Here is a 14645-nt window from a genome sequence, read left to right as displayed (position 1 = left end):
GTGGGGGCCGGTACGGTGGTACACAAAACACTTTCGATCAAACGGATCGCGCTGATTTCATCTTTAAACTCGTATGACCTCGATCCCTCGGTCACCGACTCGTTTGCGGTCGTCTTCTCGCTCCCTATGGTCGCTGCGAAGGGGGGCCGGTACGGTGGTACACAACCACACACACATTCACCGCCCTTACCACAATTCCCAACAAAAATCAACCGATTTTTCGTACCTACAAATCATGTAGGAATTCCAACATGATTTCCACTTGCGAAATAAATTCCGAATCTTTCTAACTTTTAATCTATTTCGCATAACGTATAACAACATGTCGCTGTATTTATACAAAAAATTCAGGCGTTATTAATAACATTCGTTTTACATAAAATGATCCATTCGTCCCCCGATGGCATCTCTTTGTCCCTAATAAATTGACTAGTTTTAGAACCTGGAGTAAACTCCCGCGTATGCGAATCCTAATCGTAGAAGATGATATATTATCCTCTCGCTGTTTAGAAATTTTAGCGAAAGAATTTTTAAATGAAAGGATACAAAGTATCCACGCGGTTTCCGATCCGGAATCTGCCGCGGAATTTATACGCAAAAATCCGTTAGATCTATTATTCTTGGATATAAATCTCCAAGGAGAAACCGGTTTCAAACTTTTGGAAATTGAAAGCAGAAGTTTTTTCCAAACAATCATTGTATCTTCGGAGAGGGACAATGCAGTAAAAGCTTTCGAATTTTCAGTGTTGGATTTCCTACCAAAACCGATCACAAGAGAAAGATTCGGAATTTCCATCCATAGATATCTTTCCTCTCATCCTAATGTATTCTCTCCGAAAGGAATTCCACACAAAAAAGAGGAAGCGATCGAACCCGATAATATAGTATTCGCAAGGTCTGAAAGAAATTACGCAAGGTTATTTACCAAGGACGGAAGTGTGGAGAAGGTCAGAAAAACATTGGACCAACTCCAAAAAGATTTGGAAGCCCACGGATTTTTCAGAGCCCACAGAAGTTATCTGGTCCGGTTGGAAGAAGTTAAAAAGATCTTATTCAAAACGCCAACTACCTACCGACTCTTACTTCACTCAGATCACAGTATTCCTGTTAGTCGATCGCAAGGAAGTAAACTTCTCTCATTATTCAAAAATTCAAATCATAAGGTTTTAGGTCTGCCGTGAAAAACTTCTACGTTGCCATTCGATTTAGAACCAAAAACTTTATATTATTTATAAAGAGACATTTTCAGATCCTAAGAGAAGTCAAAAGTAACGAAGAATTCATCCGATCCTCGTACTTCGAAGTTTATCTCATACTAAGATATCTTTTCCCATTTTTATTCGTAGTTTATATTCCTTTTGCGGCCCTTGATTGGACTGACTTTCTGAAAAATTCAGGATACTTTCCCCTCTTGATCTATAACTCAATTTTTATTCCTGGCTGTTTTCTTTTTACCGCGCTTTTAAATCTCCCGATCCTTAAAAGTGAAAATGGCAGAAGGTGGTTAACGATAGCCGGAACCTTATTCTTAACTTCCGCAGGAACAGCAATGAACCTGCTCATATTCCAATTCGGAACGGATATTTCTCTATTTGCATTTACTCAATTAGGGATTGCAGTGCTTCTTCGTTATCCTGATAAAACGAAGAAGGTTATCTATTTTACAAATTACGCAATATTCTTCGCGGCAATGTTTTGGTTAGGAAAGAACTCATCATTTCTGATCCAGAATTTTTTCTTCACAATGGTCATGACCATTCTATTGGATCTGATCAGCCTTCTCACAAAAGTGAATTCGTTTCATAAAGAACAATCCATCCGTGAACTAAACCGAAAACTGGTAATGGAATCCATTAAAAAATCTGAAATCCTAAGGATAGCAATCCATGATTTGAAAAGCCCTGTAACAGGGATCTTAAGTTTAGTAGGGCTTTATACAAGAGAACCAAGTTATATTCCTGTCAATCGAGTAGCTTCTTCATATGCGGATCCTCCCGAAATTTTAGATCATATAGACAGAACTTCCCGCAAAATTTTGGAATCTATTGAAGACGTTTTGTATCTCGCAAGTTCCGGAGACACCGAAACGATTGAAAACCAAACCCAAAAGTTAAATCCTGAGTTATTATTAAAATCAGTAACTTGCAATCTAAACTTCTTATTCTCCTCAAAAAACATAGAAGTAAAAGACGAACTCTCAGAATATAATTTCTACTTCCAAGCAAATCCGCAAATATTGTATAGAGTATTCGATAATTTATTAAGCAACGCCGCCAAATTCTCTCCTGAAAATTCAGAGATCTATCTCAAAAGTGAACTCATCTCGGAAGTTTATGAGAAAATTCTAATCATCAAAATAGAAGATTCAGGACCAGGATTCCAACCCGAAGACGAAAAAAATATGTTTAGGGAATTTTCTATTCTTTCCGCAAAACCGACAGGCTCCGAATCCTCTAGCGGGATCGGACTCGCATTGGCTAAAAAACTATTAGATAGAATGGGAATACGCATCCGCCTAGGCAACTCCAAAGCACTCGGAGGAGCCCAGGTAATATTAGAATTTCCGCAATCAAAAGCGAAATAGGGAGTTAAGAACTGGAGGCAAATCAAAATGAAAGATGTGAAGAGAATTTGGTTGGGAGGAATAGTATTAGCGTTATCCGTAACGTCATTCTACTGTAGCCCGGACCAAAATACGAACAATACGCAAGACCTGGCTTTACTAGGAGGACTTTTAGAAACTCCTGAAAAAGGTACAGGTAATTTGACCGGATTAGATAACACTGATCCGAAAACCCAAAATGTTTTAGACGATCTAACGAGCGTAGTCTATGGCTCTTACGATGTGGTGTATATTCCGGGTGCAGTCTGTAGCAACGGAACCCCTTACAAAATATTTGTAGATCGCGCCGATGGGATCTTAGATTGGATCTTAGGATATTCCAGTAGATTATTGGTATATCTAGAACCGGGAGGAGCTTGTTGGGATTACGAAAGCTGCACTGGACAAACTGGGATCAGAGGAGCTGCAAATCCGAACGGTATTCCTGATAATCATATGAACTTCGGAGCGTTTATAGATCCGAATGTTCCCGGTGGAAGCCCAAATGCGGTGATCTCTCCGATCATATTAAGAAACCATCCTACCGGACAAAACGTTAAAACTTCTAATTGGAACAAAGTTTTCATTCCTTATTGCACTGGAGATGTGTATGCAGGAAATAAGGTGGCAACTTACTCCGATCCGACAGGACAAAATCCTCCGATCACCTATCGACATGTAGGCGCTAAGAACATGGAGCTTGTCATAGATTGGCTGAAGAACAATTTTAATAAACCGAAAGAGATGTTTGTTTCAGGGTGTAGCGCAGGTGGAGCAGGCTCTATGATCAATTATCACTTCATTAGAAAAGCTTTAAGTCCTTCTAAAAGCTATCTATTGAATGATTCCGGTCCAATCTTCCCTGCTCCTGGATTCGGGAACCAATGGCCTTTGCAACAAAAAATCAAAGATGCTTGGAATACAGAGTATTTTATAAGCAAGGCTCAGCCTGATTTCCCTTCCGTGGATATTCGTGCCGATTATGGAAAGATCAGCGAAGCTCTGGCTCAAAAATATCCGAATGATAAATTAGCTATTACTCTATTCAGAAGAGATGCTAATTATTCCATGTATTCTTATGCAAGATTCTATGGATTGGATGAAAACAATCCGGCGGATAAGGAATATATCATCGGCACTCTTTGGGCTCAGGACATTGAAAATTTAAAGGCTCAATACGATAGATATTCGAATCTTGAATATTTTATACCGTATTATAGAAGTATCAATGACAGCCATTGCACTTCTATTGTGGAATTTACCGGAACGGAGATAGAAAATACCGGAATTACGCTCGGGACTTTCATCAATGACTATCTGCTTGGAAGTTCTACTTTCAGAAGCTTTTTCGAAAGTGTGAATCCGAACGATGCAAACGTAACGAATTTCTGGTTCGCGTTAGTTAATCTTCTACTATGATCTCTCGAAGAAGGCGGTAAAATTCGCCGCCTTCTTTTTTTCATTCGATTGCTAAGCTGCTTTTTCTTCTTTTAATGGAACTACATAACCCCAAAAAAGAGCCATCATGATTCCTGCAATGTACATCCAAATACTAAAGATCGCAGAAGGAAGCGCGACCTTAGGACCAAAAAACTGGATCGCAAGAGTCATGCCAAGAGTAGTATTCTGGATCGCGACCTCGATAGAGATCGTTCTCGCCTGCTTCTCCGCAATCCCTAATATTTTTGGGAAAAAATAACCTGCTATAAATCCAAAAGTATTATGAAGAATGACTGCGAGTCCGACTAAAAGAACCATCTCTATAAAATTGTCTCTGTTCTTATAAGTTACAAACGCAACTACAAAAACCAAGAATAAGATAGAGAAAACTTTATAAGGAGTTTCGATCTTCTGAGCAAAATTAGGAAACTTATGTTTTACCGCCATACCGATGGAAATCGGAAGCACTATGATTACTACAACTGTCTTAAGCATCTCCACAAAAGAGATTTGCATCACGCTCGAACCAGTGGGATCCAATAAGGAGCCAAAGAACGTAACAATAATCGGAGTCAGTAAAGGGCAAAGAAGTGTAGAAAGTGCAGTGATCACAACTGCAAGAGCAACATCACCCTTTGCCAGATAATTTATCAAATTAGAAGTGGTACCACTAGGACAGGATCCCACAAGAATGACGCCTAACGCGAGTTCGTATTCCAAACCTAAGATCAATACAACCGCGTATGCAGCTAAAGGCATGATCACAAAATGGCCCAAAGTACCGACCAAAGTTTGGAGAGGAGTTGTAAAAATCCGCCTAAAATCTCCGATTGCCAACCCGAAACCCATTCCGAGCATTACGATTGCTAAAAGAGCCGGAAGCAGCCCCTTTTCTACTGCACCTAATTGCATGATTCTCTCCTTAACATAACACCTGTTTTATTATTTTTATCCCCGAGAAGAATCTCGGATTTTCTTTCCGGAAACGTATCTTACTGTCTGGAAAGCCCTGAGCTGAAAAGCTTTTTTTCTCTTCAATCAGAACCGGTTCCTAAGCCAAAAACCTTAGGATTTTCATCAAATCGTCAAAAGGACCCAATCTACAATTTTGATCCAATAAATGTTCTGAATCCAAACCGATCCATTTAGTTTGACATAAAATTAAATATCCTCTGAAAAGGGATTATTCTCATACAACCGGAGCGACAAATGTATCTAATATACTTCTCCACCTTTGAAGCTATTCCTTTCAAAAGAATATTAGAAAAATGGAAACTATTTCGATTTAATAGAATGATCCGCAAAAAATGGCCTGTCTATCATAGACTCGGTCCCCGATTTGAATTTGTGTCCGAAGATTTGCTAAAACTAAAGATCCGATTTCCTTTTAACAATAAAACCAAAGGGTATAATGGACTTCATTTCGGTGGAGCAATCTATGCCTTCGTAGATCCATTATATGTGTATTCCATTTCGGAAAATTTAGGCTCCGAATATCTTGTTTTGGATACAAAAGCAGAGATTGATTTTCTAAAAGCAAGCAATCAAGATCTGGTTGTAGAAACGGAAGTTTTCCCGGAAGATATAAAATCCATCCGAGAAGAATGTAGAACTAAAAAGAAAACTACTCGGATCTATTTTATAGAAGTCTTAGATCCGAACGGGCAGAAAATCGCGATCGTTAAGAAGACAATTTATATTAGGAAACTGAATCTTTCTTTTCCCATAACTTCCAGACTATAAACCCTGAAATTACTCCGAATATAAGGAATACAATACCTAACGTATATTTCAATTGTAGAATGTATCCTATTCCGAAAAGCCAAGCGTATAAGGAGAAGATCGCCAATAACCAGATCCGAACTCTGGAATAGAATTTTTTACGAGCGGATATCCCACCCCATTTTCCCCAGAATCCGAAAGGTTGTAACTTGGCTACAAATGCATCCAATACTTGGTCCGGAACCGGAGCAGTTAAGAAGGTCACTAAAATTGAAACGATCACGCTTCCGAGAGCGGTGAAAAATAAAAGATAATCCGCGTTTACGTTCGGGTATACTTTATATAAAATTAATGAAAGAACTAAAGCAGTTCCCATTCCGGATAATTCCGTCCAAGCATTTACTCTCCACCAGATCCACCTTAAGATCTGGGGAAGACCTAAACCGGAAGCCATCGCTAAGAAAAACTTCCATGCGGAGGCTATAGAATTCATCTGAGTCGCGACTAAGATCGCAATTCCCGCCATCAAGACTACTGCGATCCTTCCAGCGACAACTGTTTCTTTATTACCTGCGTCCGGTTTCAGAAATCTTAAATAAAGATCGTTTACCAAATAACTGGCACCCCAGTTGATATGAGTATCCGCAGTAGACATGAACGCTGCCATCAAACTCACGAATACCAATCCCAAACATCCCGCAGGCAAAACGATCTTCATGAGGACAGGATATGCGATTTCTCTGTCGGATTGAACGACACCACCTGCAGATTGGAACATATCTGCATCGTGTAAAGGGAATACGACCAAACATACGAGGCCTGTTAAGACCCATGGCCAGGTGCGCAAAATAAAATTAGCGATATTAAACCAAAGAGAACCTAACTCTGCGTCCTTAGGAGTTTTTGCAGTATGTAATCTTTGGGCCAAGTATCCGGATCCGTCGGAATGATATTGGATCCACCATTGTACTCCTATGAATATTAGAAAAACTTGAAGAGGAAGTCCATGTTCTTCCTCTCCTATTCTTGGCCAAAAAGAAATAATGGATTCGGATTTTCCCGGATACAATGTTTCCAATTTGGAATATAAACCTGCTAATCCGCCCACGTATTGGATCGCAAAGACCGCAAATACGATTGCACCGCCTATTCCTAAAGCAAATTGGAATAAGTCCGTCAGGATCACACCTTGGATCCCGCCCATACTACTATAGAATACTACAACTGAAAAAAGAATAAGGACGGTAAGAGTAGTATTCAAATCTCCTAATATTAAAAAGCTCGGCCAAGCATCTGAGATGGATCCGAAAACTTCTGCGCCAAGCAATACATTCCAATCTAAGAATGGTGCAGTGATCTTGGACATTGCCTTGAAGACCCAGCCCAAGATAATGGAATTAAATAAAATACTTAAGAAGAATGCTTTTGCAGCTCTTAGGATTACAGCACCTGTTCCGGAGTATCTTAATTCTACGAATTCGACATCTGTGAGAACTTCTGCCTTTCTCCAGGAAGCTGCGAAGAATACGGTAATGATCAGATAACCGATTGCCCAACTCCACCAGAGCCAGTTCCCGCCTACGCCATCCGAGGCAACCATTCCGGTAATGACCAAAGGAGTGTCCGCAGCAAATGTGGTCGCCACCATAGAAGTTCCGAGCCACCACCAAGGAAGTTTTCTATCTGCGACGAAGTAGGAACTCAAACTTTCTCCGGCCTTCGAGGAAAGAAGAAGCCCGACTGAAAAAGCGAAAATGATATAAGCTAAGATTAGATACCAATCGATAGGAGAAAAAATGGGGTCCCCCTTCTCCCAAAGAAGGGAGAACTCTCCATAAAGATCGGCCGACTTTCCTTGAAAACAAGGATTCTTTCCAGTCGTCCATATTTGATTTATCTTGATCCCCGCTTCGAGCCCAAAAAGATGGTAGGCAGCGATGGCAAACATAATCGTCCAAAAGTACGGGGGAACGTCTGTAGGATCTCCTGATCGCATCCGGAACGTAGCCGGAAGAATCAAACGTTATCATGAAGAAGGCAACCATGTTGTCGTAGTCGTTTCCGCAATGGGCCATACGACGGACGAGCTGGTGGATCTAGCCGATAAGATCACCAAAAATCCTCCAAAGAGAGAGATGGACATGTTATTGTCCACAGGAGAGCAGGTTTCTATCGCTCTTCTTGCAATGGCTCTATGGGAAGTTGGAGTTCCTGCAAAATCATTCACTGGTTCTCAGATCAAGATGATCACTGACGGAAACTTCTCCAATGCAAAGATCCAAGGAGTGGATCGTTCCAGAATAGACGCAGCATTAAACGAAGGGAACGTTGTGATCGTAGCAGGTTTCCAAGGGATAGACCAACACGAAAATATCACCACCTTAGGAAGAGGCGGTTCGGATACTTCTGCAGTAGCGTTAGCCGCTGTACTTGGTGCAAAAGAATGTGAAATTTATACGGATGTGGACGGGGTTTATACCGCCGACCCAAGAGTGGTTCCCCACGCCACTAAACATTCTCAGATCACTTACGAGGAAATGTTGGAACTCGCAAGTTTAGGCGCCGGGGTTCTTCATTCCAGAAGTGTGGAATTAGGAATGAACTATGATGTGGTCATACATGTACGTTCCAGCTTTAATAATAATCCGGGGACTCTGGTTGTAAACGAGGACAAAATTATGGAAAAATTGAAAGTAAGCGGAGTTACCGCAAAGAACGACCAAGCCAGAATTACAATCGCAGATGTTCCTGACAAACCGGGACTCGCAGCAGTTCTATTCGGAGATTTAAGCTCCAAAGATATTCTTGTAGATGTGATCGTTCAATCTTCTCCTTATAATGGAAGGAACACTATCTCTTTCACAGTTCCTAAAAAAGACCTAGTCCAAGCACTTCCTATTTTGGAATCTTTCTCTAATTCCCAGGGAGCGAAAAAACCTGAGATCAACGAGGAGATTTCTATCGTATCTGCAGTAGGGATCGGAATGAAATCTCACGTAGGTGTGGCCGCTCAAATGTTCAAAGCTTTGGCGGAAAAAGAGATCAATATTGAAATGATCTCCACTTCAGAGATCAAAATCTCCTGCGTGATCCCAAGAATTCATGCAGAAACTGCCGTAAACAAGATCCACGAGACCTTCGGGCTTTCGAAAAACAGTTGAACAAGAGAGGATCGGGAGCATCCTTTTCCCTGTGTTAGGAATTTTTCCCGCATCCTCAGCTTCATTTTCGCGTAAACTCGCCTTATTCTCCGGTATAGTTTCCCTAAGTGTATTCACTTCTGAGATCCGACCAGCCGAATCCTTGAATAAGATCATCGCAACCATTGGAAACCAATCCATCAGCGAATTGGATTTCGACGACGCTCAAGATAAATACCAAAAACTTACCAAGTATCTCAAAAACGAAGACATGAGAAAATCTCTGCGCACTCGTATTATAGATTTTTTAATCGATAGAGCGGTAGTGGATTCCATCGCAGAAGACGAATCCATCCAAGTGAATGAAAAAAGGTTAGAGAGCGAGATCGAAAAAAGAATGGAATTTATGGGAATCACTTCTCGTAAACAATTCGAAAAAGCGGTCGAGTCCAGCTCAGGAATGTCTTACGAGCTTTGGTATACGGAACTTCCTTACCAAATCAAAAAAACTCAGCTAATGCAATACAAGGTTCCGAATCACCCACCTTCGGATAAAGATATCCGTGCATGGTATGCTCAGAATAGAGAGAAGGTCGGATTCGAAGTCCAATACAGACAGATCGCAGTCACTCCTGCCAATGATTCCATCACGGAAGAATCCAGGATCCACAAAGAAGCAACTGAGATCAAAAAGAATGTTCTATCCGATCCTAGCTCCTTCGGATTGATCGCGGGTTCTCCTAGAAATACGGATGCAAACTTAAGAGCCAGAAAAGGACTTATGGATTGGGTCTCTTCTTTCGAATTATATAAAACGAATCGCTCTGTTGCTGTGGCATTATCTTCTGTTCCAGTCGGTTCCATTTCAGAAGTATTCAGAGATGAAAGAAAACGTTATTGTATCGTCAAGGTAGAAGGTAAAAGACCGACACCTTTAGAAAACGTTCGCCAAGGGATCGTTAATCTTCTTAGCAGAGAAAAAGAAGACGAAAATTTTATAAAATGGGTAAGAGAATCCAGGTCCACTGTGCCGATACAGATCTTCGATGACGCTTATAAAAAAGAGAACAAGATCCCGGACCAACAAGAAACCTTCACCCTAGATTAAGTTCCAAAATCTACAGCGAAACAGATCCGAACAGAATATGAAATATCCCCCCCAAGCAGTCGTATTTTATCTGAAAGAAGATCTTATTTCCGTAAAAGGAAATATAGATCAGGGGAACCAGCTTTTCTATTTAGAGCTTACTCTTAAAAAATTATCCTCCGTTTTAAAAGGAATTCCTGTCTATTCCAATCGGAAACTCGGATCGGCCGACGATTCCAAGAAGATATGCAACAAATTAGAATATTCTGATTTTATAATGATAGAATCCGGATCGGAAACTGAATTTTTCTCCAAGATCTGCGATGCACTCCCTGCTTCCAGAACAGGAGATCCGGAATGGGACGAGACTTGCTTCCTTGTTTTCGACGGATTTGCACCTTTGCTGGACTCCACTCTTACGGAAGAATTGATACTTCGTCACGAAAAGTATCTGGCCCAATATTCTTATTCCGAAAATCTTCCTGCTGGAATTGTGCCCAGAATTCTTTCCAGGGAATTTGTCAGAAGTTTACCTAACGGCTACTCAGGTGGAACTCAAGACTTCTTAGCAAAAAATATCAACCAATTCGATACGGAAATTTTTTACACTTCTCCGGATCTCAGACAATGGAGATTGGACTTCTCTGCAAACAATCCTAGATCTTTCAGACTTCTATCTTCTTTTTTAAAGGAGAAGGAAAACTGGAAGTATGATGAGATCCAATCCTTCCTAATCTCACGTCCTGAAATATTCCGTTCAGCTCCAAGTTATTATGAAGTAGAATTGTACAGAGGCTGCGAATACGAATGTAATTTCTGCCCAAGGCAAAATCTAAAACCGGAAGAAGATAATATAATATTAGATCCTCAAGTATTAGAGAAACTTTTATCTCAGGCAGAAATATTAGGACTTCCTTATAGCGTATGTTTTGGTGGATTGGGAGAACCTACACTCCATCCAAACTTCCCAGAACTGGTCCAAAAAACTTTGGCATCTCCCAATCTAAAAGAATTGTTTATAGAATCCGCTTTATACGGCGATCTTTCCGGTTTTATAAAAATTCTTTCTTCTTTAAAAGAAGAAGATAAGAAGAAGGTCAGCTTGATCGTAAACCTGACCACCAGAGACAAAAGAGCCTATTCTAAACTTTATGGGAAAGACAACCTGGACAAGGTTTTACAAAATCTGGCAGCAGTTTCTCTGGTTCTACCTAAATCTTCTATCCATCTTCAATTCCTAAAAATCCAAGATATAGACTCGGAGTTAGATTCTTGGTATGAACAGGCACAAAAAGAAGGGTACGAAATCATTTTACAAAAGTATAATTCGTATTCGGACATTCTTCCTCAACGCAGAGCTTCAGATCTGACACCTTTAGGAAGAGACTTCTGCTGGCATATCGCCAGAGATCTTTATTTGAACGCAGATGGAGAAGTTTCTATCTGCAAACAAACTCCAGGCTCTAAAAAACATTCCATAGGAAATCTAAACAAAGATCTTTTGGAACAAATTTGGGCAAAAGGAAATCCATTCTTCACTTCTTCTGCGAAAGGAGCACACGAAGCAATTCCTGCCCCTTGCCTTTCCTGCGATGAGTGGTATACATTCAACGCCTAAACCTAAGATCCGTTCTTTATTCGCTTTTATACAGGCGAGGACCGGATCTACTAGATTCCCTAAAAAAGTAATCCGTCCGATTCCCTCCAATTCGGATAAAACAATCTTAGATCATATCCATTCTCGCGTTTTAAAGATCTTACCGAATTCCAGGATCGTTTATCTGATCCCAGAAGGAGATTCCGAACTCGAATCCTTTTTGGAGAAGAATGGAATGAATCATTTCTCCGGGCCGCTGGAAGATGTTCGTAAAAGATATATTCTTGCTGCGGAAAAATTCGATGCAGATGCGATCCTAAGACTGACCGGGGACAATCCGTTTTACGATACAACACACTTAGATCTACTCGTCCAAACATTCATAGAATCGGATTCGGATCTGGCATATTTCAAAGGATTGCCTCTTGGAACAGGAGGAGAAGTTTTCAGAGCTTCCGCACTTATAGATCTTTCGGATTCACAACAAGAGGAAAGACATAAAGAGCATGTAAGCATTCACATAAAAGAAGATCCGAATCGATACAAGATCACTGCAATACCAAGCTTACTAACAAAAGAAGAAGGTTCCAGGCTGTCGAATTTCAGACTGACAGTGGACACTCCTGAAGATTTTGAAACAATCTCAGATCTAATCTCTCGAAAATCTTTCGAGTCGATTGGCAATTTTAATACGAAAGAATTTTTAGAATGGGAGAAGGAAGAGCCTTCTTTATTCCAAAAGAATCTGGATGTTCCTCAGGTAAGATTTAATCTCCCTTCTCCATACCAAACGATTAAAGGAAGAATCGGAGTATTGGTTGCCCCCGCAAAAGAATTCGGTTCAGGACATTTTTCCAGGACTTCTCTTTTGTATTCTTTTCTGCCTTATAAAGGTTGGGAGCCTGAATGGTTATCAATATTTCCTAAAGACGGGGAATATGATATTCTCCTAATAGATTATCGAGATATAGAAGTCCCCATCTCTTATCAAAAAACAAAAGTACTGCTCTTAGATCATTTCGGAAAAGATAAGGAGAAGTATGATTTTTGGGACCTTCTTCCTCATCCACAAAACGATCCTGTTTTTAATTGGGAACAGATCTTAATTCCTCCGAATCTGATTTCTTCTGCAACAAGCGGGGAAAAAAATCCTCATAAAGAATACGAAATTTTTTGTTACGCAGGAAACCTAGGAAAAGAAGAATCAAATAATATAGATAAATTTCTGATCCGAAATTCTTCCAAAAAAAGAATTCGGATCGGAGGAACTCCTCCAGGGACAAATGAGATAAAATATTTTCCAAGACTTTCAAGAGTCCAGTATTTACAAACATTGAGATCTTCTGAAAAATTTTTAGGATATTTCGGTCAAAGTGTATTCGAGGCTCTGTATTTAAAGATACCTTCTGTGACTTTCTCCATTTCTCCGATACACAGAGAACTTTCAAAAATTTTAGAAAAATATAATATTCCATTTACTGATCTGAACCAGAAGACTGACTTCTCCTTAGGGACAAAGACAGTCGGCGAGAATGGATATAAACTTCTGCTCAATAAAATAGATTCGTTATAAGATAACTAACGTGCCTGCCCATCGGCAGTGCAATCCGCGAAATTTAGATTCCGCGGTTCATACAACAAAATCCCAGGACCGGAAAGCCATTCGACCGACCGTCGGATTTTCCGCCAGAAAGTCAGGAAACATTTTTCATTTTATTTGTTTCCTTTGTTGATTTTTTTATAGTATGTTTAGAAATACGTTTGACCGACGCATAGTCGGATGTATTGTCAAAACCGACTAATGGTCTATACCGACCGTCGGTTTAGCAGGAGGAACCACAATGATCCCAGCAAAAATCTCCACAAAAGAAAGAATTCTCAACGAATCCAGACGGCTATTCTTCGAAAAAGGGTACGAAACAACATCCATTCAGGATATTCTATCCGCTTTAGATATAGCTAAAGGAACCTTTTACCACCATTTTCAATCCAAAGAAGAACTTTTAGAAGAGATCGCAGTGCAATTCGCGAAAGAAGCGCATGCTGCGATGCAAGTAGAGATTGGAGATTTGGGATCAGAAGGCACCGGCCTGGATAAACTCCGCAGGGCACTCATAGTTGCAAGAAACTGGAAAAAAGGTAAATCGGAAGAAGTTCGCTTCCTTCTCGAGTCCCTTTTTTCTGCCAGCAATCTTCAATTAAGAGATAAGATCAGACGCAAATCCGTGGACTTAAGTTTTCCGTTATTTGCTTCTTTAATAGTAGAAGGCCAGCAGGATGAATCGCTCAAAAGTGCATTGAGAGCGGATCATCTAACTTCCATCATTTTTGATCTAAGCGATGCTTTGGGGGAAAAAGTTGCTTTCTATCTTTTAGGAAGAAGTAAAGAATCCGAAGCCGATATCTACGATCTGATGCTTTCTTATCACAAAACGATAGAAGATCTGCTCGGCTGCCCGGACGGCGGATTAGATTATTTTAGCAGAGAAGATTGGAGCGAGCTCGCTCAACTTTTCAAAGGTGGTGCGGTTTCTGCTCCAAGCTTGGAACCTTTACCATTGGTTGCGAACGCAGGTTAAGTGATAGGGTCCTGCCCCTAGGACAAATTATATGCTACTTTATGCATTAGTTCCCACACTCCCCAGATTGGATTCCAATTCTAATCCGGACGTGGAGGACTATTTAGAAAGAACTCCTTCCGTAAGGAGTGAAAAATTAATGGATTTGGTGGATTCGATCCGGGAAGAATTTTCCGATCTGAGAGAAAGTCTGAAATATGGTATGCCTACTTTCGAAAGGAATGGGCGATGGGTCGCATTCTCGAACCATAAAAGCCATCTTTCTATCTATTTCTGCGAAGAATCTTTTGTAAGGGCATTTCGTGCCAAGTTTCCAAAATTGGAAAGTGGCAAGAGTTGCGTGATCATTAAGGATAAGGAGAAATTTCCTTCTTCTTATTTGAAAACATTGCTTAAAAAGACCTTACACTAAGGAACGAATACCTTTCTAACTATCTCGTTATAAAACAGATCTTTAGGTTTAAAGGCCCTGGAATCA

The 14645-nt window shown here is 40.3% G+C and carries 12 protein-coding genes; 10 read left to right on the top strand and 2 right to left on the bottom strand.

Features of this window, described 5'->3' with window-relative positions; genetic code table 11:
• Positions 1-461: 461 nt before the first annotated feature.
• From CH352_RS01935 to CH352_RS01925, 3 genes are read left to right on the top strand one after another with little or no spacing between them, the layout of a single operon-like run.
• Positions 462-1181 (top strand): LytR/AlgR family response regulator transcription factor, encoded by a 720-nt coding sequence (locus CH352_RS01935; protein WP_100706413.1) that lies wholly within the window; start codon positions 462-464, stop codon positions 1179-1181.
• Complete coding sequence (locus CH352_RS01930) at positions 1178-2584, top strand: sensor histidine kinase (protein WP_100706414.1); 1407 nt, start codon at positions 1178-1180, stop codon at positions 2582-2584. The genes CH352_RS01935 and CH352_RS01930 overlap by 4 nt, the downstream gene beginning before the upstream one ends.
• A 27-nt stretch (positions 2585-2611) precedes the next feature.
• A complete protein-coding gene (locus tag CH352_RS01925; protein WP_100706415.1) occupies positions 2612-4021 on the top strand; it encodes a pectin acetylesterase-family hydrolase in 1410 nt (469 codons plus the stop codon).
• A gap of 51 nt (positions 4022-4072) precedes the next feature.
• Here CH352_RS01925 and CH352_RS01920 read toward each other — a convergent pair whose 3' ends face one another.
• Positions 4073-4954 (bottom strand): bile acid:sodium symporter family protein, encoded by an 882-nt coding sequence (locus CH352_RS01920; RefSeq protein ID WP_100706416.1) that lies wholly within the window; start codon positions 4952-4954, stop codon positions 4073-4075.
• Positions 4955-5251: 297 nt separating this feature from the next.
• Here CH352_RS01920 and CH352_RS01910 point away from each other — a divergent pair, with 297 nt between their 5' ends.
• On the top strand, positions 5252-5785 hold the full coding sequence (locus CH352_RS01910; RefSeq protein WP_100706418.1) for a PaaI family thioesterase: 534 nt from the start codon (positions 5252-5254) through the stop codon (positions 5783-5785).
• Here CH352_RS01910 and CH352_RS01905 read toward each other — a convergent pair.
• The gene (locus CH352_RS01905) at positions 5742-7562 is read right to left on the bottom strand and encodes a sodium:solute symporter family protein (RefSeq protein ID WP_165780171.1); all 1821 of its coding nucleotides are present in this window, start codon (positions 7560-7562) and stop codon (positions 5742-5744) included. The two genes, CH352_RS01910 and CH352_RS01905, sit on opposite strands and share 44 nt — an antisense overlap.
• Positions 7563-7701: 139 nt before the next feature.
• Between CH352_RS01905 and CH352_RS01900 the strand changes: the two genes are divergently transcribed.
• From CH352_RS01900 to CH352_RS01875, 6 genes are all read left to right on the top strand, one after another.
• Positions 7702-8925, top strand: a complete 1224-nt coding sequence (locus tag CH352_RS01900) for an aspartate kinase (RefSeq protein ID WP_100706420.1) — start codon at positions 7702-7704, stop codon at positions 8923-8925.
• 94 nt (positions 8926-9019) lie between these two features.
• Positions 9020-10012, top strand: a complete 993-nt coding sequence (locus tag CH352_RS01895) for a putative peptidyl-prolyl cis-trans isomerase (RefSeq protein ID WP_243396306.1) — start codon at positions 9020-9022, stop codon at positions 10010-10012.
• 37 nt (positions 10013-10049) lie between these two features.
• Positions 10050-11609 (top strand): spiro-SPASM protein, encoded by a 1560-nt coding sequence (locus CH352_RS01890; RefSeq protein WP_100706422.1) that lies wholly within the window; start codon positions 10050-10052, stop codon positions 11607-11609.
• Positions 11584-13161, top strand: a complete 1578-nt coding sequence (locus CH352_RS01885) for a cytidylyltransferase domain-containing protein (protein WP_100706423.1) — start codon at positions 11584-11586, stop codon at positions 13159-13161. Before CH352_RS01890 ends, CH352_RS01885 begins: the two co-directional genes overlap by 26 nt.
• Positions 13162-13429: 268 nt before the next feature.
• Entirely contained in the window at positions 13430-14167 is a 738-nt protein-coding gene (locus tag CH352_RS01880) for a TetR/AcrR family transcriptional regulator (protein ID WP_100706424.1), read from the top strand.
• Positions 14168-14198: 31 nt separating this feature from the next.
• Entirely contained in the window at positions 14199-14579 is a 381-nt protein-coding gene (locus tag CH352_RS01875) for an iron chaperone (RefSeq protein WP_100706425.1), read from the top strand.
• Positions 14580-14645 lie beyond the last annotated feature (66 nt).

This window comes from Leptospira hartskeerlii (assembly GCF_002811475.1).
Classification (GTDB): Bacteria; Spirochaetota; Leptospiria; order Leptospirales; family Leptospiraceae; genus Leptospira_B; species Leptospira_B hartskeerlii.
This window is presented reverse-complemented; position numbering and strand designations above follow the sequence as displayed.

Excerpts from the sequence above, each read along its gene's own strand:
- CH352_RS01935 (WP_100706413.1), top strand. The coding sequence starts at position 462 with ATGCGAATCCTAATCGTAGAAGATGATATATTATCCTCTCGCTGTTTA.
- CH352_RS01925 (WP_100706415.1), top strand. The coding sequence starts at position 2,612 with ATGAAAGATGTGAAGAGAATTTGGTTGGGAGGAATAGTATTAGCGTTA.
- CH352_RS01920 (WP_100706416.1), bottom strand. The coding sequence starts at position 4,954 with ATGCAATTAGGTGCAGTAGAAAAGGGGCTGCTTCCGGCTCTTTTAGCA.
- CH352_RS01910 (WP_100706418.1), top strand. The coding sequence starts at position 5,252 with ATGTATCTAATATACTTCTCCACCTTTGAAGCTATTCCTTTCAAAAGA.
- CH352_RS01900 (WP_100706420.1), top strand. The coding sequence starts at position 7,702 with ATGGCAAACATAATCGTCCAAAAGTACGGGGGAACGTCTGTAGGATCT.
- CH352_RS01890 (WP_100706422.1), top strand. The coding sequence starts at position 10,050 with ATGAAATATCCCCCCCAAGCAGTCGTATTTTATCTGAAAGAAGATCTT.
- CH352_RS01885 (WP_100706423.1), top strand. The coding sequence starts at position 11,584 with ATGAGTGGTATACATTCAACGCCTAAACCTAAGATCCGTTCTTTATTC.
- CH352_RS01880 (WP_100706424.1), top strand. The coding sequence starts at position 13,430 with ATGATCCCAGCAAAAATCTCCACAAAAGAAAGAATTCTCAACGAATCC.
- CH352_RS01875 (WP_100706425.1), top strand. The coding sequence starts at position 14,199 with ATGCTACTTTATGCATTAGTTCCCACACTCCCCAGATTGGATTCCAAT.